Genomic DNA, 19,805 nt, shown 5'->3' with positions numbered 1-19,805 from the left:
CGCCAACCGCTCCCTTTCCCTGAGGATAGGTTAATTTTTAAAGTAACAATATCTTGTTTACTAAAAATGAGGTTTTATATGTTACTGGCAAAGGGTGTTAAACAAGAGAACTACCTGCTCTCCAGCATCTGGTTTCTCTTTTTCTTCATCTGCTGGGGCGCCTGTTTCCCCTGGCTTTCGCTGTGGCTCACGGAAAAAATCGGCATCGACTCCACGGAAGTCGGCATGGTGTATACCTGCATCGCCATCGTGGCCGTAGTCTTCCAGCCGGTTTTCGGCATACTGGCCGACAAGCTGAATTTCCGTAAGCATCTGATGTGGATGCTGGCCGGTCTGATGGTCGCCTTCGCGCCGTGGTGGATCTTCGTTTTCGCGCCGCTGCTGAAAATCAACATTATCGCCGGGGCACTGGCGGGCGGCGCGTTTATCGGCCTGGCGTTTGGCTGCGGCTGTGGAATTTGCGAAGCGTGGATCGATAAAGTCTCGCGCCTCGAAGGCTTCGAATTTGGCCGCGCCAGAATGTGGGGCGGCATCGGCGCGGCGGTCGGAACCTTTATCTCCGGCAAGCTGTTCGCCATCAATCCCGACTATATCTTTATCATGGCCAGTTGCGCTGGCCTGGTGCTGGCGGCGCTACTGTGCTTCTTCCGTCCGGGCCAACAGGGCGGCATGGACGCGCTGAATCCACAGCGGCTGAAGATCGACCGCGGCGACGTGTTCGCCCTGCTGAAAACCCGCCGCTTCTGGTTCCTGGTGCTCTATATGGTGGGCGTCGGCGCGGTGTATGAAACCTATGATCAGCAGTTTGCCGTTTACTACAGCAGCTTCTTCGAAACCCGTGAACGCGGCGCGGAAGTGTTTGGCTACCTCTACACGGTACAAATCTTCCTCGACGCGTTGACCATGTTCTTCGCCCCGGCGATTGTCAACCGCATCGGGCCGAAAAACGCCCTGCTCTACTGCGGCTTTATCATGGCGTTTCGCATCATCGGCAGCGCGATGGCCACTGGCCCGATCCTGATATCTACCATGAAGCTGCTGCACGGCTTTGAAAGTTCAATTCTGATTATCGCCACGCTGAAATACATCTCGGCCAACTTCGACTGGCGGCTCTCCGCCACCGTCTACCTGATTGGCTTCCAGTTCGCCAAACAGTTCAGCCAGATTTTTATGAGCACTGCCATCGGCAACATGTACGACGTGATGGGTTTTAAAGAGTCCTACACCATCCTTGGCGCCATCGCCCTGTGCTTCACCGCTATTTCCGTCTTTACGCTTTCAGGCAACCGGGTGCTGCAACCCGCGCCTGTGGCTTAACTCTGTCATTCAGGAGCCGCTATGTCAGCCTTATTTACCGTGATTGAAAACGGCATCACCATGGTCTTTGATTTACAAGACCGGGCGCGCCTGTTGCACTTTTCCGCCCTACCGTTCGATGCCAAAACCCTCGGCCACAACGCCGATGAACTGTCGCGTTTTAACCTGGTGGAGGTCAATATCTCCGGCCTTGATAAGCCGCTGGAGCGCCACGGCGCGGGCTTCACCGCCACCGCGCCGGGCTATACGCTTCGCTATCGCCAGCATCAAGATACCCGCAACGTCGATGGCCGCAAGCTGGTATTTACGCTATTCGACATGCATACCGCCGCCGAGGTAGAGGTACACTATCAGTTTTATACCCGCCTCTCACTGCTGCGCAGTTGGAGCGTCATCCGCAACCAGGGCAATGCGCCGTTTACCGTTGAGTACCTCTCCAGCTTTGTGATTAACGGCATTGAGAAAGAGAGCGCCAAAAACTGGGGCGACAACTTTAGCCTGCACATTCCCCACAACAGCTGGACCCGCGAGCTGCAGTGGCGGCAATATACCTTCGACGAACTGGGCTTTATGCCATGCATTCAGAAGGGACTACAGCGCTCATCCAAGCCATTGCACTACACCAACACCGGGGCATGGTCGAGCAAAGAATACCTGCCTATGGGCTACCTTGAAGATAAGCACACTGGCGCAGGTCTGTTCTGGCAGATTGAGCACAACGGCTCCTGGCACTGGGAAATTGGCGATCAGGCTAACCATCTGTACCTGCAAATCGGCGGGCCGAACGAGTTTTACCATCACTGGTTTAAGCACCTACGGCCAGGCGATGAGTTCAGCTCGGTGCCGGTGGCGGTAGGCGTGACACAATCGGGCTTTACCGACGCCATCGCAACCCTCACGCAGTACCGCCGCCGCACCCGTCGCATTAACGACGATAATCAGCGACTGGGCGTCATCTTTAACGATTATATGAACTGCCTGTTCGGCGACCCCACCACCGCGAAGCTGCTGCCGCTTATCGATGCCGCCGCCGAAGCGGGCGCGGAATACTTTTGCATCGACTGCGGCTGGTATGACAAAGGCGAATGGTGGAACGGCGTGGGTCAGTGGCTGCCGAGCGCCGAACGTTTCCCGGAAGGCATTCAGTACGTGATTGGCTACATCCGCGAGAAAGGATTGATCCCCGGCCTGTGGCTGGAGCTGGAAGTGATGGGCGTGAAGTCGCCAAAGCTGCCGGAAACCGACGACAGCTGGTTCTTTATGCGCCACGGCAAGAGGGTGTTTGACCGCAGCCGCTACCAGCTGGACTTCACCTGTCCGGCGGTACTGCGCCACGCCGACGAGGTTATTGACCGTCTGGTCACCGAATACGGCGTGGGCTACATCAAAATGGATTACAACATCGAACCGGGGATCGGTACCGAGCAATACGCCGACAGCGTCGGTGACGGCCTGCTTAAACACAACCGCGCGTATCTGGCGTGGCTGGACGCCGTCTTTGCCCGTTATCCGCAGCTGATTATTGAAAACTGCGGCAGCGGCGGCCTGCGCATGGACTACGCGCTACTGAGCCGCTGCTCGATTCAGTCCACCAGCGATCAGGAAGATTACCTTAAATACGCCACCATCGCCGCCAACGCTCCGACGGCGGTGACGCCGGAACAGGCGGCGATCTGGTCCTATCCGCTGCGCGACGATGACGAACAGGCGGTGATCTTCAACCAGGTCTCGGCCATGCTACTGCGTATTCATCAAAGCGGCCACCTGGCAGAACTGTCCGAACAGGGGTTCCATCAGGTGCAGGACGCAATTCGCTACTACAAAACCCTACGTCAACAGCTAAAAACAGCGCTGCCGTTCTGGCCGCTGGGGCTATCGAGCTTCACCGACGAGTGGGTGGCGCTGGGGATGCAGGCCGAGGATGGAAAAGTGTGGCTGGCAGTGTGGCGGCGCGAAGGTACGCAGGAAAGCTGCGCGCTGCCGCTGACCGGGTTACAGGGTAAAGTGGTTCAGGGTTATCCGTCTACCATGCAGCATACGACAACCTGGGACAATGACGTATTAACGGTCACGATGCCGCCACGTTCGGCGGCGATTTTTGAGATTATGCATTAACAGCCTGCCGGGTGGCGCTGCGCTTACCCGGCCTACCGTTGTATCATAGGCCCGATAAGCGTAGCGCCATCGGGCATTATTCCGTCGCCAGACTCGGCTGAACGTTGACGCGGCGATGATAGTTTTCATAAATCGCCATCGCCAGCAGCGAGAAGAAGATCGGCCCGCCAACCATCCACATTGCGCTACTCCAGTCCCCTGCTTCGATCACCGGCTGAATAATGGTGAAGATATTGGCGAAAGTCACCACCAGCACCACCACGCTGGTTGCCAGCAGCGTCGAGACTTTGGTTTTGAAAATCACGAATGGACGCTCAAGGCCCGCTTGCGCTTTAAAGAACGGGAAGGCCAGCGCGAGGAACAGGTACGGCAAGGTCATCGACACGTTCGCCATCAGCGTCAGTTTGTTGTAGAACGCTGATGCGGTATCGCCGCCAAACGACACCAGCAGGATAAACAGACTCACCAGCACGCACTGCATCCACATTGCCGTCGACGGCATGCCGTTTTCATTCAGTCGCGTCATGGAAGCCGGCCACAGCGCCTTCGGCGTGCCCTGAATAATCGCCTTCAGCGGTGAATAGCTGAGGGTAAAGAATGCGCCGGTATAGGCGAGGAACATCGACAGCCCGGTAATGCGTGCAAACCACACGCCGACGGTTGCCGCCGCTTCCGGCGACAGGTGCAGCGCGTTACCCAGCGTAGAACCGAGGCTGGTCATCAGCACGTAGGTAATATTGCCGAGGTTCACCGAACGGTCGCTGAGAATCTGCTGCCAGTTGGTGCTCACACCCCACAGGAAAATCGCCAGTGAATAACCGATAGAAATAACAATTGCAGCGAATACAATCCCTTTGGCGAAGTTCTTTTCCGGCTTATCGGTTTTATCCACCAGACCGCCCACCGCTTCAATACCGCCGTAGGCAAAGATGGCGAAGACCACAAACGATAATATCGCCAGGCCAGATTGGTAACCAGGGTTTGGTGAAGCGGTGAAATTAATCGGCTGGGCAAAGTGACCGCCGTTTAATAACAAAATCGCAATACTGACTAACAATAAAACTAAATTAAGACACATCACGGCGATACCGCCCACGGCGGTAATACGGGCGATTTTATTAATACCCTTCGCCGCCACGGTGGTGACCAGGACCATCCAGATGACGGCCAGCAGGCCCACGACCTGGGTCGATTGCAACCCCGCAACGCCCCAGTGCTGGGTCATGTCCGAACCAAACAGGAAGGTTGAAAACGGCACCCACACTTTCGCGGAAGTGCTGACCATCCAGATAACGTAAGAAGAGAACCACATAAAGGTGCCAATAAACGCATAGCGTGGGCCTACGCTGTTATTCATCCAGGAATAGATCCCGCCCTCTTCTTTGCGGTAGGCCGACCCCATCTCAGCCATCATTAAGGCAAATGGAATAAAAAATAATAATGCTGAAAATATATACCAGGTGATGGCGCTATATCCCATCAGGTAAAACGCGGATGGGCTATTGGCAAAACCAAAAACGGACGTAAATATCATTAGGATGAGACCGATCAGGCTCATCTTTTTTATTGATGGGGTCATTTGACCTTCCCTTAACTCTGGATCGTTTTTTTACACGTCGACAGGGCTACGCACTGCAAACTTGTCAGAGACAAGGCAGTGGGAAATCGACGCGAGAATGTGCTGGCCGGATGATAGCAAATAACCAGAACTTTCTTGTGACCATAAGAGGGATTTAGGGATGATATGACTGCAAAATGGCGCATAAAGCGCCATTTTATTTTGGAAAATAGGAAGTTATCGAACTTATGCCCGATCCACGCTAAACGCCAGCACCTCGGACAACGTCTCGACGCCCAGCGCCAACATGATCAGACGGTCAACGCCCAGCGCCACGCCGGAACAGTCCGGCAGACCGGCTGCCAATGCATCCAGCAGGTTTTGATCGATAGGCTGCTGTGGCAGGCCGCGCGCGGCGCGTTTGCGGTTATCCTGCTCGAAACGCTGCTGCTGTTCGCGAGCGTCGGTCAGCTCGTGGAAACCATTCGCCAGCTCCATCCCTTTAAAGTACACCTCGAAGCGCTCAGCAACGCGATGATCTTCAGCGCTAATCTGCGCCAGCGATGCCTGGCTTGCCGGGAAGTGATAAACGAACGTCGGGCGATCTTTGCCAATATGCGGCTCAACGCCGAAGGCAAACAGCAGTTGCAGTAAGGTATCGCGGTCTTCTTCGTTATCCGCCACGTTGCTCAGGTCGAGCTTCGCCGCCACTTCGCGCAGCAAGGTTTTATCCGCCGACAGCGGGTCAATTTCCAGATGGCGCTGGAACGCCTGCTGATAAGAGAGACTTTCCGCCGGTTGACACTCCAGCACCTGCTGCAGCAGATCGTCCACTTCGTTGATCAGGCGATACATATCGAAGTGCGGACGATACCACTCCAGCATGGTGAATTCCGGGTTATGGTGACGCCCCATCTCTTCGTTACGAAAACTTCTGCACAGCTGAAATACCGGGCCACATCCCGCTGCCAACAGGCGCTTCATGTGGTATTCCGGGCTGGTCATCAGATAAAGGTTTATCCCCTGGGAATGACCCGGACCGACGAAACGCGTCTCAAACGGGACCAGATGTACGTCAGTCACCGTCGCCTGGCTCATGCAGGGCGTCTCCACCTCCAGTACGCCGCGATCGGCAAAGAAGCGACGGATTTCCGCCATCAACGCCGCGCGTTTTAACAGGTTAGGAATGGATGCGCTCGGCTGCCAGGTTGCCGTCTCGCTCATGGTTTTTTCTCCGATTTCAGACAAGGGCACGAAGTCTACCCGCAAGCGGCACATGACACAAATATTGCTCAGTAATTTCTCATCGTGTGGAACAGAAGATTTCCTTAGGTAATTCCAGAACGTAATTCATCAGCTACAGTGATAAATAAAGCGCACATAACGACAAAAAAATCGAACACATCAAATTTCCCCATCAACCCGGCGGGTATACTGCTTTACCCATAAAGGAGCAGTGGAAACGTTTTTGCGCAGGCCACGTGATATCCCCCCACGTAGCGTGTTGTGAAATAACAATAATCTGGAGGAATGTCGTGCAAACCTTTCAAGCCGATCTTGCCATTATAGGCGCAGGCGGAGCGGGACTACGCGCTGCTATCGCAGCCGCTCAGGCCAACCCGAAAGCCAAAATTGCTTTGATCTCAAAAGTTTATCCTATGCGCAGCCACACCGTGGCCGCAGAAGGCGGTTCCGCCGCCGTTGCACAGGACCATGATAGCTTCGAGTACCATTTTCACGACACCGTCGCCGGCGGCGACTGGCTTTGCGAACAGGATGTCGTGGATTACTTCGTCCACCACTGCCCAACCGAAATGACCCAGCTAGAACAGTGGGGCTGTCCGTGGAGCCGCCGTCCTGATGGCAGCGTTAATGTTCGCCGCTTCGGCGGAATGAAGATTGAACGCACCTGGTTTGCCGCCGACAAGACCGGCTTCCATATGCTGCACACCCTGTTCCAGACCTCCTTGCAGTTCCCGCAAATCCAGCGTTTTGATGAACACTTCGTCCTCGACATTCTGGTCGACGACGGTCAGGCCCGTGGCCTGGTGGCGATGAATATGATGGAAGGCACGCTGGTGCAGATTCGCGCCAATGCGGTGGTCATGGCGACCGGCGGCGCGGGCCGCGTGTATCGTTATAACACCAACGGCGGCATCGTCACTGGCGACGGTATGGGCATGGCGTTAAGCCACGGCGTCCCGCTGCGCGACATGGAATTCGTTCAGTATCACCCAACGGGTCTGCCGGGTTCCGGCATTCTGATGACCGAAGGCTGCCGTGGTGAAGGCGGTATTCTGGTCAACAAAAACGGCTACCGCTACCTGCAGGACTACGGCATGGGCCCGGAAACCCCGCTCGGCGAGCCGAAGAACAAATATATGGAACTGGGTCCGCGCGACAAAGTCTCACAGGCCTTCTGGCACGAATGGCGCAAAGGCAACACCGTGCCGACGCCGCGCGGCGACGTGGTCTACCTCGATCTGCGCCACCTCGGCGAGAAAAAGCTGCTGGAGCGTCTGCCGTTTATCTGCGAGCTGGCGAAAGCCTACGTGGGCGTCGATCCGGTGAAAGATCCCATTCCTGTCCGTCCAACCGCGCACTACACCATGGGCGGCATCGAAACCGACCAGCAGTGTGAAACCCGCATTAAAGGGCTGTTTGCCGTCGGCGAATGTTCCTCCGTCGGCCTACATGGTGCTAACCGTCTCGGCTCCAACTCGCTGGCGGAACTGGTGGTCTTTGGCCGCATGGCCGGTGAGCAGGCGATGGCTCGCGCGGCCACAGCTGGTGAAGCCAACGGTAGCGCGCTGGACGCGCAGGTCAGCGACATTGAAAGCCGCCTGAAAGCGCTGGTGAACCAGGAAGGCAACGAAAACTGGTCGAAAATCCGTGATGAAATGGGCCTGTCGATGGAAGAAGGCTGCGGTATCTACCGTACGCCAGAGCTGATGCAGAAAACCATCGATAAGCTGGCCGAGCTACAGGAGCGTTTCAAACGCGTACGCATTACCGATACCTCCAGCGTGTTCAACACCGACCTGCTCTACACCATTGAACTGGGTCACGGTCTGAACGTCGCCGAATGTATGGCGCACTCGGCTATGGCGCGTAAAGAGTCCCGTGGCGCGCACCAGCGTCTGGACGAAGGCTGCACCGAACGTGATGACGTCAATTTCCTCAAGCATACCCTCGCCTTCCGCGACGCTGATGGCACCACCCGCCTCGACTACAGCGATGTGAAGATAACGACCTTGCCACCGGCAAAACGCGTGTACGGCGCGGAAGCCGAAGCGGCCGAGAAGAAGGAGACGGCGAATGGCTGAGATGCAAAAGTTAAAAGTTGAAATCGTGCGCTACAACCCGGAAGTGGACAGCGCGCCGCACAGCGCCTTCTATGAAGTGCCTTACGATGAGCAAACCTCGCTGCTTGACGCGCTGGGCTACATCAAAGATAACCTCGCGCCGGACCTGAGCTATCGCTGGTCATGCCGTATGGCGATCTGCGGCTCCTGCGGCATGATGGTCAACAAGGTGCCGAAACTCGCCTGTAAGACTTTCCTGCGTGAATATCCGAAAGGCATAAAGGTGGAAGCGCTGGCTAACTTCCCGATCGAGCGCGATCTGGTGGTCGATATGACCCACTTTATCGAGAGTCTGGAGGCCATCAAGCCGTATATTATTGGCAACCCGCGCACGCCGGAACAGGGGCCGAACACCCAGACCCCGGCGCAGATGGCGAAGTACCATCAGTTCTCCGGCTGCATCAACTGTGGTCTGTGCTATGCCGCTTGCCCGCAGTTTGGCCTGAACCCTGAGTTCATCGGCCCGGCAGCGATTACCCTGGCGCATCGCTACAACGAAGACAGCCGCGACCACGGTAAGAAAGAACGCATGGCGCAGTTGAACAGCCAGAATGGCGTATGGACCTGTACCTTTGTTGGCTACTGCTCTGAAGTGTGTCCGAAACACGTCGATCCGGCCGCCGCTATTCAGCAGGGGAAAGTGGAAAGCTCGAAAGACTTTCTTATTGCTACCCTGAAACCACGCTAAGGAGTGCATGATGACGACTAAACGCAAACCCTATGTACGGCCAATGCCGTCCACCTGGTGGAAAAAGCTGCCGTTTTATCGCTTCTATATGCTGCGTGAAGGCACGGCGGTGCCAACGGTGTGGTTCAGCATCGTACTGATCTACGGCCTGTTTGCACTGAAGCACGGCGCGGAAAGCTGGGCGGGCTACGTGGGCTTTCTGCAAAACCCAATCGTAGTGGTGCTAAACCTGATTACCCTGGCCGCCGCGCTGCTGCACACCAAAACCTGGTTTGAACTGGCGCCAAAAGCCGCCAATATCATCGTGAAAAGCGAGAAAATGGGGCCGGAGCCGATTATCAAAGGGCTTTGGGTGGTGACCGCCGTGGTCAGCGTGGTGATTCTGTTTATCGCCCTGTTCTGGTAAGGAGACTGGCATGATTAACCCTAATCCAAAACGTTCCGATGAGCCGGTTTTCTGGGGCCTGTTCGGCGCGGGCGGCATGTGGAGCGCAATCATCGCGCCGGTCATGGTGCTGCTGGTTGGCATCCTGCTGCCACTAATGGCTTCCGGCGATGCGTTCAGCTACGAGCGCGTACTGGGCTTCGCTCAGAGTCTGATTGGCCGCGCGTTTATCTTCCTGATGATCGTCCTGCCGCTGTGGTGCGGTTTACACCGTATTCACCATGCGATGCATGACCTGAAAATCCATGTGCCTAACGGCAAATGGGTATTCTACGGTCTGGCAGCCATTCTGACGGTGGTGACACTGGTCGGCGTGCTGTTTATCTAAAATCCTGGCGCTGCGCCAGGTCTGTAGGCCTGATAAGCGCAGCGCCATCAGGCAGCCTGGCGCAGATTGCCGGATGGCGGCTACGCCTTATCCGGCCTACGATGGCCGCCAGAACCTTAATGTGCGCTGATCTTTAAGCCAATAATCCCCACCACAATCAGCGCCAGGCTGGCGATACGCATCGGGCTGGCGGACTCACCCAGCAGCAGAATACCGGTAATCGCCGCGCCTACCGCGCCAATTCCCGTCCAGACCGCATAGGCGGTGCCCACCGGCAGGCTTTTCATCGCCCACGACAGCAGCGCCATACTGGCGACCATCGCCACGATGGTAATCGCGCTCGGCACCAGCCGGCTAAACCCATGGGTATATTTCAGGCCAACGGCCCAGACCACTTCAAGAAGACCAGCAATAAAGAGAATTAACCAGGACATAGTTGGCTCCATAACGATGGGGCCGTCCCCGGATGAGAGATACGCTTACGGGTCGTCCCGCAAGGTGTTAGAAAAAACACAGGCAGTATAGGACACGAAAAACAACGGTACAACACGCTGTTGTACCGTCACTATGGATTTATTGCTGCGCCTTGGTTGCTGCCCCAGAAATCGCGCTACCACCTTCTGAAATATCCTGGCCAATGCCTCGGGTCGTATTACAGGCGGTCAGAGCAGAGGAGAGAACCAGAACCGTAAAAAATGCTGCAATCGCTTTTTTCACCATAATGTCATCCTTAAAAGCCAGTTTTCGTTATCTTGCTTCATAAGCATAGACAACTTCACTCAGGATGTTGGATTTGAGCGATTTTTTTCAGACTAAGACGAAGCGGCAAAACGAAAGGGGGATGGCTGGCGCAGCAGGGCTGCTGCGCCGAACGGATCAAAGCATGAATTATTTCACGCGAGATACGTATTCGCCGGAGCGGGTATCAACTTTGATCACTTCGCCAATCTGGACGAACAGCGGAACTTTAACCACTGCGCCAGTGGACAGGGTCGCCGGCTTGCCGCCAGTACCTGCGGTGTCACCTTTCAGACCTGGATCGGTTTCCACGATTTCCAGTTCAACAAAGTTCGGTGGAGTGACGGCGATCGGCTGGCCGTTCCACAGGGTCACGATGCACTCGGCCTGATCCAGCAGCCACTTCGCGTTATCACCGATCGCTTTCGCATCAGCAGACAGCTGTTCGAAGGTTTCGTTGTTCATGAAGTGCCAGAACTCACCGTCGTTGTACAGGTAAGTCAGGTTCATATCTACAACGTCAGCGCCTTCAGCGGAATCGGTAGACTTGAAGGTTTTCTCAACGCGGGTACCGGTCAGCAGACGACGCAGCTTAACGCGTGCGAACGCCTGACCTTTACCTGGTTTAACGAATTCACTGGCTTCAACCGCGTACGGTTCGCCGTCCATCATGATTTTAAGACCAGCACGAAAATCGTTGCTATAGTAAGTCGCCATAAGGCCCTCTGAAATTGTTAAATGGTAGCTAAGCCACAAAATGGCGCATATTGTAACCCTAAATACCCCATCCAGAGAAGATTGGTTGATACAACTTGCCGATGTTCTCACCGATCCGGATGAACTATTCCGTCTTTTGAATATAGACGCCGATGAAAATTTGCTCGCAGGCCGTGAGGCTAAGCGTCTTTTTGCCCTGCGCGTGCCGCGTGCGTTCGTCGCGCGCATGGAGAAAGGAAACCCTGACGATCCTCTTTTACGTCAGGTACTTACGGCACAAGAGGAATTTGTGGCCGCGCCGGGATTCTCCACCGATCCGCTGGAAGAACAGCACAGCGTCGTACCCGGTTTACTGCACAAGTACCATAACCGCGCCCTGCTGTTGGTCAAAGGCGGCTGCGCGGTAAATTGTCGCTATTGTTTCCGTCGTCACTTCCCGTATGCCGAAAATCAGGGTAATAAACGCAACTGGCAGGCGGCGTTGGACTACGTGAGCGCGCATCCTGAGCTCGACGAAATCATCTTCTCCGGCGGCGACCCGCTGATGGCGAAAGATCGCGAGCTCGACTGGCTACTCACCCAACTGGAAGCCATTCCGCACATTAAGCGCCTGCGTATCCATAGCCGCTTGCCGATCGTTATTCCGGCGCGCATCACCGATACGCTGGTCGCACGTTTCGAACGTTCACCGTTACAGATTTTGCTGGTGAACCATATCAACCACGCCAACGAGATCGACGCTGAGTTCCGTACAGCCATGTCGCGCCTACGCCGTATCGGCGTGACGTTGCTCAATCAGAGCGTACTACTGCGCGGCGTGAACGATAATGCTCAAACGCTGGCAAACCTCAGTAACGCTCTGTTCGATGCCGGTGTAATGCCCTATTACCTGCACGTGTTGGATAAAGTCCAGGGTGCGGCGCATTTCCTCGTCAGCGACGACGAAGCGCGAGAGATTATGCGGGAACTGTTGACGCTGGTCTCAGGCTATATGGTGCCAAAGCTGGCGCGGGAAATTGGCGGCGAGCCAAGTAAAACGCCGCTGGATCTCCAGCTACGTCAGCGATAAACGAGATAAAGAGGCAGACTTCGGTCTGCCTTTTTTTTGGACATCACTAAGGCCTGTGTTATTTTAACGATTCAGACCGCATTAAAAATAAACCAAATCAATAAGTTAAATAACTACATTTAACTAAAAAATGGTTAAGGAGAACCGTTTGTCTATTTCCATCAAAGGTATTAACGCAGGCGTCATTCGTCAGGAAAATAATTTCATTGCACTGGCCCTGAAAGTGAAAGAGCCGCGTAACAAAGAGTCTCTTTTCTTCCTGCCCGCTATCGTCCTGAAAGACCTGTTTATCGCCCTCGAATACCGCCTCGCACAGATCCCTCTGCTCAACGCTGACGAGCGCAGCCGCTACGAAAAGGCGCGCGATAAAGCCGTCCAGAAAATGCACCAGAATATCCCGGCGCTTCAGCGTGAGGTGCTGGAGCATGCCGACGTGAATCTGCGCGTCGACGCCCTCTCACTCACGCATGATGACCATGAAACCCAGGTGTTCACCCTGACGTTGCATTCAGGCAAAAAGGTCGAGCTGGTCGTTGATCTGCTGCAAATCGAACTGATGGTGACCGTGATGGTCCATGCCATCAATAACGCGGGAATGAACGAGCTGTCGCTGCGTATCTCTTCGATGTTAGATTTCCTGCCGCTATACGACGTGGACTGCAAGGCAGGCGGTAACCTGGAATATGACTCTTACGACCATCCGGCCTGGAAACGCAATCTGTTCGTTCACCATCTGGCGGTTGTCTATCGTTATACCGATACCGAAGGGAAAACGCAGTTTAGCGGGACGGTGATTAAAACGCGCAGCAGGCCGGGCACTAAAGACGTCGAAGCCGTCACCCGTCGACTGTTGGATTACAGCCCAAGGCTGAAGAAAATAGCGGGCTTACCGTGCCAGGTTTTTGTCAGAGCGCTCTCTTCTGACAAACGTAAAACCTTCACGGCGGATGCCTGTATGCAGGCGCTGTATCAGCTACAGCAAAGCGCAGAAAAAAACGCAGAAAAAGCCTGATGCACTACGCCCCCGAAAGAGTGACGGGGGCGCTACGCGCGAATCAGTTCGGGCACTTATAGACCTGACCGTTCATTTCGCTGTCGGTCGGCACGAAGCTTGAGAGCATGCCTTGCGTCGGGCTGCTGACACCGTAAATCACGTTGCCGCCCATTTCGGCCGCATGGTTACGCAGCGCGTTTGCCGCACCGCGCATTGAGCCGCCTTCTGCGCCCTGCTGGCCGGAAAGCCAGTTACTCTGCGCACCGTTAGCAGTACCCAGAAGCTGGCATTCTGCGCCCGGCTTATCTTCGACAAAGCGCACGTTCTGACCGGCTGAGCTCAGCTCGGTGGTAGAGCTACAGCCCGCTAACAGCAATGCCGCGCCGACAATCCCTGCTAAAAATTTTACCTGCATGTTATTCCCCACAATCAATGAGCTGGACGCATGTCGTCCGCGTGTAAACCTTATACCTAAAAGATGACCAAAAGAAAAACCCCCGAGCATTTCTGCCCGGGGGTTTCTTGTTTCTATGGGGTATAGCGCACGATTACATCATGCCGCCCATACCGCCCATGCCGCCCATACCACCAGCAGCACCTAAATCAGGCGCGTCGCCTTTCGGCAGGTCGGTCACCATGCACTCGGTGGTGATCATCAGACCGGCAACGGAAGCCGCGTACTGCAGAGCAGAACGGGTGACTTTAGTTGGGTCGAGGATACCGAAGTCGATCATGTTGCCGTATTCTTCAGTCGCTGCGTTGTAACCGTAGTTACCTTCGCCCGCTTTCACGTTGTTCGCCACAACAGACGGCTCTTCACCGGCGTTAGACACGATCTGACGCAGCGGTGCTTCCATTGCGCGCAGCGCAACTTTGATACCGACGTTCTGATCTTCGTTCTGAGCAGTCAGGCCAGCCAGTTTAGCCGCGACGCGAACCAGCGCGACACCACCACCAGCAACCACGCCTTCTTCTACCGCAGCACGGGTCGCGTGCAGGGCATCGTCAACGCGTGCTTTTTTCTCTTTCATTTCAACTTCGGTGGCTGCACCGACTTTGATTACCGCAACGCCGCCAGCCAGTTTCGCTACGCGTTCCTGCAGTTTTTCACGGTCGTAGTCAGAAGTTGCTTCTTCGATCTGTTTGCGGATCTGAGCAACGCGGCCCTGGATCGCAGCTTCTTCACCCACGCCATCGATGATGGTAGTGGTGTCTTTGTTGATCACAACGCGTTTAGCCTGACCCAGGTCTTCCAGGGTTGCTTTTTCCAGCTCCATACCGATCTCTTCAGAGATAACGGTACCGCCGGTCAGGGTTGCGATATCCTGCAGCATAGCTTTACGACGGTCGCCGAAGCCCGGTGCTTTAACAGCAGCGACTTTCACGATACCGCGCATGGTGTTGACCACCAGAGTCGCCAGCGCTTCGCCTTCAACGTCTTCAGCGATGATAACCAGCGGTTTGCCTGCTTTCGCAACGGCTTCCAGAACCGGCAGCATTTCGCGGATGTTGGAGACTTTTTTGTCGGCCAGCAGGATGAACGGGCTTTCCAGTTCAACAGCACCGGTTTCCGGTTTGTTGATGAAGTACGGGGACAGGTAGCCGCGGTCGAACTGCATACCTTCTACTACGTCCAGTTCGTCTTCCAGGCCGGTACCGTCTTCAACGGTGATCACGCCTTCTTTACCGACTTTGTCCATCGCTTCAGCGATCAGTTTACCTACAGTTTCGTCGGAGTTAGCGGAGATAGTACCTACCTGAGCAATAGCTTTAGAGTCAGAGCACGGTACGGACAGCGCTTTCAGCTCTTCAACAGCGGAAGCGACAGCTTTGTCGATACCACGTTTCAGATCCATCGGGTTCATGCCCGCAGCAACAGCTTTCAGACCTTCGGTGATGATAGCCTGAGCCAGTACGGTTGCGGTGGTGGTACCGTCGCCTGCAGCGTCGTTCGCTTTAGAGGCCACTTCTTTCACCATCTGCGCACCCATGTTTTCGAACTTGTCTTCCAGCTCGATTTCACGTGCTACAGATACGCCATCTTTAGTGATGGTCGGTGCGCCGAAGGATTTGTCCAGCACTACGTTACGGCCTTTCGGGCCCAGGGTCACTTTTACTGCGTCTGCCAGTACGTTAACGCCGCGCAGCATTTTCACACGAGCGTCGTTACCAAATTTTACGTCTTTAGCTGCCATTTCTTCTATTCCTCAAATTCGTTCGCGCGTAGCTCTTACGCTTCAACAATTGCCAGGATGTCGCTTTCAGACATGATCAACACTTCTTCATTGTCGATCTTCTCAGATTTCACGCCGTAGCCATCGTTGAAAATCACGATGTCACCAACTTTAACGTCCAGCGGCTGCACGGTTCCGTTTTCCAGGATGCGGCCCTTACCGACAGCGATGATTTCGCCACGAGTTGATTTTGCTGCCGCAGAACCGGTCAGAACGATGCCGCCAGCAGATTTGGTTTCAACTTCTTTGCGTTTGACGATCACACGATCATGTAACGGACGAATACTCATTGATAGCTCTCCTTTGAGAAAGTCATTATCAGTTATGGGTGACGCCGGGCCGTACACGGTTTTCCGGCTAGTGCCAGAGAGATGGGGGTGGTTATTTTGGCCTTCAAGGGGTCACCCTAAAAAAAATTTCGTACCCGATACGAATCACGATAAATCGCTGAAATATCGGCTTAGAACAGCATAATGCCGCTGGGCCATAAGAAGAGGTGATGTGTTAAAATTTTGCCCTTTGCCAGGGTAGGGAAACAAGTCATGTCAGGTCTGAAACAGGAGCTGGGGTTCGCTCAGGGAGTGGGTTTGTTATCGACGTCGCTGCTGGGCACCGGCGTGTTTGCCGTTCCGGCGCTGGGCGCCATCGTCGCCGGGGAGACCAGCCTGTGGGCCTGGCCGGCGCTGATCGTGCTGGTTTTCCCGGTGGCGATCGTCTTCGCGCTGCTTGGCCGGCACTTCCCCAGCGCGGGCGGCGTCGCGCACTTTGTGGAGATGGCCTTTGGTCCGCGCCTGGCACGCGTTACCGGCTGGTTGTTCCTGTCGGTGATCCCCGTCGGCCTGCCCGCCGCGCTGCACATCGCCTCGGGCTTTACTCAAGCGCTATTCGACTGGCACGGCTGGCAGTTGCTGATGGCCGAAATGGCTACGCTCGGCCTGATCTGGTGGCTGGGCCTGCGCGGCGCCAGCTCCAGCGCTAACCTGCAAACGCTGGTTGCGATATTAATTGTCGCCCTGCTGGCCGCAATCTGGGTCTATGGCGATATCTCATTGAAAGCCATCCCTTTCCCGGCGCTTCCGGATGTCGAAATATCGCCGCTATTCGCCGCGCTGTCGGTCATGTTCTGGTGCTTTGTCGGCCTGGAGGCGTTTGCCCATATGGCATCGGAGTTCCGCCATCCGGAGCGTGACTTCCCGCGCGCGCTGATCGTCGGCCTGCTGCTAGCGGGTATTGTCTACTGGGCCTGTACAGTGCTGGTACTGCACTTCCATGCCTACGGGGCCGCCAACACCGCCGCAGCATCATTGCCAACCATCGTGGTACAGCTGTTCGGCGTGCAGGCGTTGTGGGTGGCAAGCGTGGTCGGGTTCCTCGCCTGCTTCGCCAGCCTCAACATCTATATCCAAAGCTTTGCCCGGCTGGTGTGGTCGCAGGCACAGCATAAGCCAGAGAGCTACCTGGCTCGCCTCTCCCCCGGGCTGGTGCCGCGCAACGCGCTGAGCGTGGTGATTGGCAGCTGCATGGTGAGCACACTTGCCAGCTACTGGCTTAACATCAATCTTGATGCGCTCATCATTTACGCCAACGGCATTTTTATTATGATTTATCTGCTGTGCATGTTGGCCGGCTGCAAGCTGCTGATGGGGCGTTACCGGGTATTGTCGGTGATTGGCGTGGCGCTGTGCCTGCTGCTGCTGGCGATGGTGGGATGGAAGAGCCTGTACGCGGTGATTATGCTGGCTGCACTGTGGGTGCTGCTGCCGAAAAGAAGCGCGTAGCCATATTGATTGCCGGATGGCGGCGTTGCCTTATCCGGCCTACGCGCCATTTGTCAGCCTGATAAGCACAGCGCCATCAGGCAATAAAAAAAGCCGGAGCGCGTCACGCGAGCCGGCTTTTTATCATCACCCTCAGTTACGGGCGGTTATCGTCTTTGTGGTCCAGTTGGTCAGGACGTTCGTCTTTACGCTGATACTCCCCGTCAAAGGTTTGCCCGCCGTTGGTCCCACCGGCAAAACCGCCACCCGGCATGCGCCCAAAATGCAGGTGCGGCATCAGCTTCACGGTCAGGTGCTTCTGCACCGGCGGCAACAACAGTACCAGCCCCAGGAAGTCGGTAAAGAAGCCCGGCAGAAGCAGCAGAAGGCCCGCGAGGATCAGCGATACGCTTTTGATCATCTCCGCCGCAGGGCTCTCGCCCGCCTGCATTTTTTCCTGCATCAGCATCAGGTTTTTGAAGCCCTGGTTACGGACCAGCGACATGCCGATCACCGAGGTAAAAATAACCAGAATCAACGTCATCAGGACGCCAAACACATGGGCGACCTGGATAAAAATAGATATCTCAATGTAAACATAGAGAAATATGGCAATTAACGGTATCCAGCGCACTGGCATCTCCTGTGAGGTCAACAACGCGTATCACGCGCCTGCAGCGAGTCATCATTCTCTGCATTAAACTAAAGTGGTGGTCAATTGCCGTTTTTCAATCAGAGACGATTGATATTTTTGTCAACAATCGTCAAGCGGTGATTCATTTCACAAATCAATAATTCTTATCTGTTCCGCCTGATAATAAGTGATCCAGATTACTGCAATCCGCTATCATCAGCATATGATCATGGACACCGGGCCGTTTAAGGAAATAATCTGCGGTCAGAAAAACGCATGACCACAAAAATCCTGCGTATTTGGTGAAATCATTGGCAGCTCGCAAAAGAAGGTTCACATGCTAAACAACATTCGTATCGAAGAAGATCTGTTAGGTACCAGGGAAGTTCCTGCTGACGCTTACTACGGCGTTCATACTCTGAGAGCGATTGAAAACTTTTACATCAGTAACAGTAAAATCAGCGACATCCCGGAGTTCGTGCGCGGGATGGTCATGGTGAAGAAAGCGGCGGCCCTGGCGAACAAAGAGCTACAAACCATTCCTAAGGGCGTGGCGAATGCCATCATTGCGGCCTGTGATGAAGTGCTGAACAACGGCAAATGCATGGATCAGTTCCCGGTAGACGTCTATCAGGGCGGCGCGGGCACCTCCGTCAACATGAACACCAACGAGGTACTGGCAAACATCGGCCTGGAGCTGATGGGCCACCAGAAAGGTGAATACCAGTACCTGAACCCGAACGACCACGTCAATAAATGCCAGTCCACTAACGATGCCTATCCGACCGGTTTCCGCATCGCGGTGTATGCCTCAATCGTGAAGCTGGTTGATGCTATTCATCAGTTAGGTGAAGGCTTCCAGCGTAAAGCCGTTGAGTTCCAGGACGTGCTGAAAATGGGCCGTACCCAGCTGCAGGACGCGGTACCAATGACCCTGGGCCAGGAATTCCACGCTTTCAGCGTGCTGCTGAACGAAGAAACCAAAAACCTGCTGCGCACCGCAGAGCTGCTGCTGGAAGTGAACCTCGGCGCCACCGCCATCGGTACCCGTCTGAATACCCCGGATGGCTACCAGCAGTTAGCGGTACAGAAACTGGCGGAAGTCAGCAATCTGGCGGTCGTTCCGGCAGAAGATCTGATTGAAGCGACCTCCGACTGCGGCGCATACGTCATGGTCCACAGCTCACTGAAACGCCTGGCGGTGAAAATGTCGAAGATCTGCAACGACCTTCGCCTGCTCTCCTCCGGCCCGCGCGCTGGCCTGAATGAAATCAACCTGCCGGAGCTGCAGGCCGGTTCTTCCATCATGCCAGCCAAAGTGAACCCGGTGGTGCCAGAAGTGGTGAACCAGGTGTGCTTCAAGGTGATCGGCAACGACACCACCGTCACCATGGCCTCCGAAGCCGGTCAGCTGCAGCTGAACGTGATGGAGCCGGTGATTGGCCAGGCGCTGTTTGAGTCTATCCACATCCTGACTAACGCCTGCTACAACCTGCTGGAAAAATGCGTCGACGGCATCACCGCGAATAAAGCAGTGTGCGAAAGCTACGTCTACAACTCTATCGGTATTGTCACCTACCTGAACCCGTTCATCGGCCACCACAACGGCGACATCGTCGGGAAAATCTGTGCCGAAACCGGTAAGAGCGTGCGTGAAGTGGTACTGGAGCGCGGCCTGCTGACGGAAGCGGAGCTGGACGATATCTTCTCGCCGCAGAACCTGATGCACCCGGCCTACAAAGCGAAGCGTTATACCGATGAAAGCGAACAATAGTCTTTCTCTCTAATAAACTGAGGCATGTCATGATGACATGCCTTTTTTGTTTCTATAATTCACGAAAACACA

19 protein-coding genes are annotated in these 19,805 nt (G+C 55.1%); 10 read left to right on the top strand and 9 right to left on the bottom strand.

The features are described from left to right. Positions 1 to 78 precede the first annotated feature (78 nt). Positions 79 to 1,317: an oligosaccharide MFS transporter gene (locus tag M989_RS15935; protein ID WP_064546830.1), complete on the top strand. Its 1,239-nt coding sequence runs from the start codon at positions 79 to 81 to the stop codon at positions 1,315 to 1,317. A gap of 21 nt (positions 1,318 to 1,338) precedes the next feature. Continuing rightward, the gene (locus M989_RS15930) at positions 1,339 to 3,432 is read left to right on the top strand and encodes a glycoside hydrolase family 36 protein (RefSeq protein WP_064546828.1); all 2,094 of its coding nucleotides are present in this window, start codon (positions 1,339 to 1,341) and stop codon (positions 3,430 to 3,432) included. Positions 3,433 to 3,508: 76 nt separating this feature from the next. On the opposite strand, the gene yjeM is transcribed toward M989_RS15930, so the two are convergent. Together yjeM and epmA are read right to left on the bottom strand one after the other, a co-directional pair. Next, complete coding sequence (gene yjeM, locus M989_RS15925) at positions 3,509 to 5,011, bottom strand: glutamate/gamma-aminobutyrate family transporter YjeM (protein WP_064546826.1); 1,503 nt, start codon at positions 5,009 to 5,011, stop codon at positions 3,509 to 3,511. Positions 5,012 to 5,236: 225 nt separating this feature from the next. Then, positions 5,237 to 6,214, bottom strand: a complete 978-nt coding sequence (gene epmA / locus M989_RS15920; protein WP_064546824.1) for an elongation factor P--(R)-beta-lysine ligase — start codon at positions 6,212 to 6,214, stop codon at positions 5,237 to 5,239. Positions 6,215 to 6,525: 311 nt separating this feature from the next. On the opposite strand from epmA, the gene frdA reads away from it, so the two are divergent. From frdA to frdD, 4 genes are read left to right on the top strand one after another with little or no spacing between them, the layout of a single operon-like run. Beyond that, positions 6,526 to 8,316 (top strand): fumarate reductase (quinol) flavoprotein subunit, encoded by a 1,791-nt coding sequence (frdA, locus tag M989_RS15915; RefSeq protein WP_064546822.1) that lies wholly within the window; start codon positions 6,526 to 6,528, stop codon positions 8,314 to 8,316. Continuing rightward, entirely contained in the window at positions 8,309 to 9,043 is a 735-nt protein-coding gene (locus M989_RS15910; RefSeq protein WP_064546820.1) for a succinate dehydrogenase/fumarate reductase iron-sulfur subunit, read from the top strand. The genes frdA and M989_RS15910 overlap by 8 nt, the downstream gene beginning before the upstream one ends. 10 nt (positions 9,044 to 9,053) lie before the next feature. Further along, the gene (gene frdC / locus M989_RS15905; RefSeq protein WP_064546818.1) at positions 9,054 to 9,449 is read left to right on the top strand and encodes a fumarate reductase subunit FrdC; all 396 of its coding nucleotides are present in this window, start codon (positions 9,054 to 9,056) and stop codon (positions 9,447 to 9,449) included. Positions 9,450 to 9,459: 10 nt separating this feature from the next. Next, positions 9,460 to 9,816, top strand: coding sequence for a fumarate reductase subunit FrdD (frdD, locus tag M989_RS15900; protein WP_064546815.1), 357 nt, complete (start codon positions 9,460 to 9,462; stop codon positions 9,814 to 9,816). A 116-nt stretch (positions 9,817 to 9,932) separates the two neighbouring features. On the opposite strand, the gene sugE is transcribed toward frdD, so the two are convergent. The 3 genes from sugE to efp form a co-directional block, all read right to left on the bottom strand. After that, the gene (gene sugE / locus M989_RS15895; RefSeq protein WP_064546813.1) at positions 9,933 to 10,250 is read right to left on the bottom strand and encodes a quaternary ammonium compound efflux SMR transporter SugE; all 318 of its coding nucleotides are present in this window, start codon (positions 10,248 to 10,250) and stop codon (positions 9,933 to 9,935) included. Between the two features lie 139 nt (positions 10,251 to 10,389). Continuing rightward, on the bottom strand, positions 10,390 to 10,536 hold the full coding sequence (gene ecnB / locus M989_RS15890) for a lipoprotein toxin entericidin B (RefSeq protein ID WP_064546811.1): 147 nt from the start codon (positions 10,534 to 10,536) through the stop codon (positions 10,390 to 10,392). Between the two features lie 168 nt (positions 10,537 to 10,704). Beyond that, positions 10,705 to 11,271 carry an elongation factor P gene (gene efp / locus M989_RS15885; RefSeq protein ID WP_003855940.1) on the bottom strand — a complete coding sequence of 189 codons (567 nt, stop codon included), beginning with the start codon at positions 11,269 to 11,271 and terminating at the stop codon, positions 10,705 to 10,707. Between the two features lie 40 nt (positions 11,272 to 11,311). Between efp and epmB the strand changes: the two genes are divergently transcribed. Then, a complete protein-coding gene (gene epmB, locus M989_RS15880; protein ID WP_064546809.1) occupies positions 11,312 to 12,340 on the top strand; it encodes an EF-P beta-lysylation protein EpmB in 1,029 nt (342 codons plus the stop codon). Positions 12,341 to 12,488: 148 nt separating this feature from the next. Next, positions 12,489 to 13,352 (top strand): YjeJ family protein, encoded by an 864-nt coding sequence (gene yjeJ / locus M989_RS15875; protein WP_064546807.1) that lies wholly within the window; start codon positions 12,489 to 12,491, stop codon positions 13,350 to 13,352. 43 nt (positions 13,353 to 13,395) lie between these two features. On the opposite strand, the gene M989_RS15870 is transcribed toward yjeJ, so the two are convergent. The 3 genes from M989_RS15870 to M989_RS15860 all read right to left on the bottom strand — a co-directional run bounded on the left by M989_RS15870 (position 13,396) and on the right by M989_RS15860 (position 15,858). After that, the gene (locus tag M989_RS15870) at positions 13,396 to 13,749 is read right to left on the bottom strand and encodes a DUF4156 domain-containing protein (RefSeq protein ID WP_064546805.1); all 354 of its coding nucleotides are present in this window, start codon (positions 13,747 to 13,749) and stop codon (positions 13,396 to 13,398) included. 133 nt (positions 13,750 to 13,882) lie between these two features. Further along, on the bottom strand, positions 13,883 to 15,529 hold the full coding sequence (gene groL / locus M989_RS15865; protein WP_064546803.1) for a chaperonin GroEL: 1,647 nt from the start codon (positions 15,527 to 15,529) through the stop codon (positions 13,883 to 13,885). Positions 15,530 to 15,564: 35 nt separating this feature from the next. After that, on the bottom strand, positions 15,565 to 15,858 hold the full coding sequence (locus tag M989_RS15860) for a co-chaperone GroES (RefSeq protein ID WP_003855929.1): 294 nt from the start codon (positions 15,856 to 15,858) through the stop codon (positions 15,565 to 15,567). A 252-nt stretch (positions 15,859 to 16,110) separates the two neighbouring features. Between M989_RS15860 and yjeH the strand changes: the two genes are divergently transcribed. Next, entirely contained in the window at positions 16,111 to 17,346 is a 1,236-nt protein-coding gene (yjeH, locus tag M989_RS15855; protein WP_064546801.1) for an L-methionine/branched-chain amino acid transporter, read from the top strand. 136 nt (positions 17,347 to 17,482) lie between these two features. On the opposite strand, the gene M989_RS15850 is transcribed toward yjeH, so the two are convergent. Beyond that, the gene (locus M989_RS15850; protein ID WP_064546798.1) at positions 17,483 to 17,959 is read right to left on the bottom strand and encodes an FxsA family protein; all 477 of its coding nucleotides are present in this window, start codon (positions 17,957 to 17,959) and stop codon (positions 17,483 to 17,485) included. 337 nt (positions 17,960 to 18,296) lie between these two features. Here M989_RS15850 and aspA point away from each other — a divergent pair, with 337 nt between their 5' ends. Continuing rightward, positions 18,297 to 19,733 (top strand): aspartate ammonia-lyase, encoded by a 1,437-nt coding sequence (aspA, locus tag M989_RS15845; protein WP_064546796.1) that lies wholly within the window; start codon positions 18,297 to 18,299, stop codon positions 19,731 to 19,733. Positions 19,734 to 19,805 lie beyond the last annotated feature (72 nt).

It is taken from the genome of Kluyvera georgiana ATCC 51603, assembly GCF_001654985.1.
In the GTDB taxonomy this organism is placed as follows: domain Bacteria; phylum Pseudomonadota; class Gammaproteobacteria; order Enterobacterales; family Enterobacteriaceae; genus Kluyvera; species Kluyvera georgiana.
The sequence above is the reverse complement of the archived record's forward strand: the minus strand, read 5'-3'. Positions and strand labels throughout refer to the sequence as shown.

Excerpts from the sequence above, each read along its gene's own strand:
- M989_RS15935 (WP_064546830.1), top strand. The coding sequence starts at position 79 with ATGTTACTGGCAAAGGGTGTTAAACAAGAGAACTACCTGCTCTCCAGC.
- M989_RS15930 (WP_064546828.1), top strand. The coding sequence starts at position 1,339 with ATGTCAGCCTTATTTACCGTGATTGAAAACGGCATCACCATGGTCTTT.
- yjeM (WP_064546826.1), bottom strand. The coding sequence starts at position 5,011 with ATGACCCCATCAATAAAAAAGATGAGCCTGATCGGTCTCATCCTAATG.
- epmA (WP_064546824.1), bottom strand. The coding sequence starts at position 6,214 with ATGAGCGAGACGGCAACCTGGCAGCCGAGCGCATCCATTCCTAACCTG.
- M989_RS15910 (WP_064546820.1), top strand. The coding sequence starts at position 8,309 with ATGGCTGAGATGCAAAAGTTAAAAGTTGAAATCGTGCGCTACAACCCG.
- frdC (WP_064546818.1), top strand. The coding sequence starts at position 9,054 with ATGACGACTAAACGCAAACCCTATGTACGGCCAATGCCGTCCACCTGG.
- frdD (WP_064546815.1), top strand. The coding sequence starts at position 9,460 with ATGATTAACCCTAATCCAAAACGTTCCGATGAGCCGGTTTTCTGGGGC.
- sugE (WP_064546813.1), bottom strand. The coding sequence starts at position 10,250 with ATGTCCTGGTTAATTCTCTTTATTGCTGGTCTTCTTGAAGTGGTCTGG.
- ecnB (WP_064546811.1), bottom strand. The coding sequence starts at position 10,536 with ATGGTGAAAAAAGCGATTGCAGCATTTTTTACGGTTCTGGTTCTCTCC.
- efp (WP_003855940.1), bottom strand. The coding sequence starts at position 11,271 with ATGGCGACTTACTATAGCAACGATTTTCGTGCTGGTCTTAAAATCATG.
- epmB (WP_064546809.1), top strand. The coding sequence starts at position 11,312 with ATGGCGCATATTGTAACCCTAAATACCCCATCCAGAGAAGATTGGTTG.
- M989_RS15870 (WP_064546805.1), bottom strand. The coding sequence starts at position 13,749 with ATGCAGGTAAAATTTTTAGCAGGGATTGTCGGCGCGGCATTGCTGTTA.
- groL (WP_064546803.1), bottom strand. The coding sequence starts at position 15,529 with ATGGCAGCTAAAGACGTAAAATTTGGTAACGACGCTCGTGTGAAAATG.
- M989_RS15860 (WP_003855929.1), bottom strand. The coding sequence starts at position 15,858 with ATGAGTATTCGTCCGTTACATGATCGTGTGATCGTCAAACGCAAAGAA.
- yjeH (WP_064546801.1), top strand. The coding sequence starts at position 16,111 with ATGTCAGGTCTGAAACAGGAGCTGGGGTTCGCTCAGGGAGTGGGTTTG.
- aspA (WP_064546796.1), top strand. The coding sequence starts at position 18,297 with ATGCTAAACAACATTCGTATCGAAGAAGATCTGTTAGGTACCAGGGAA.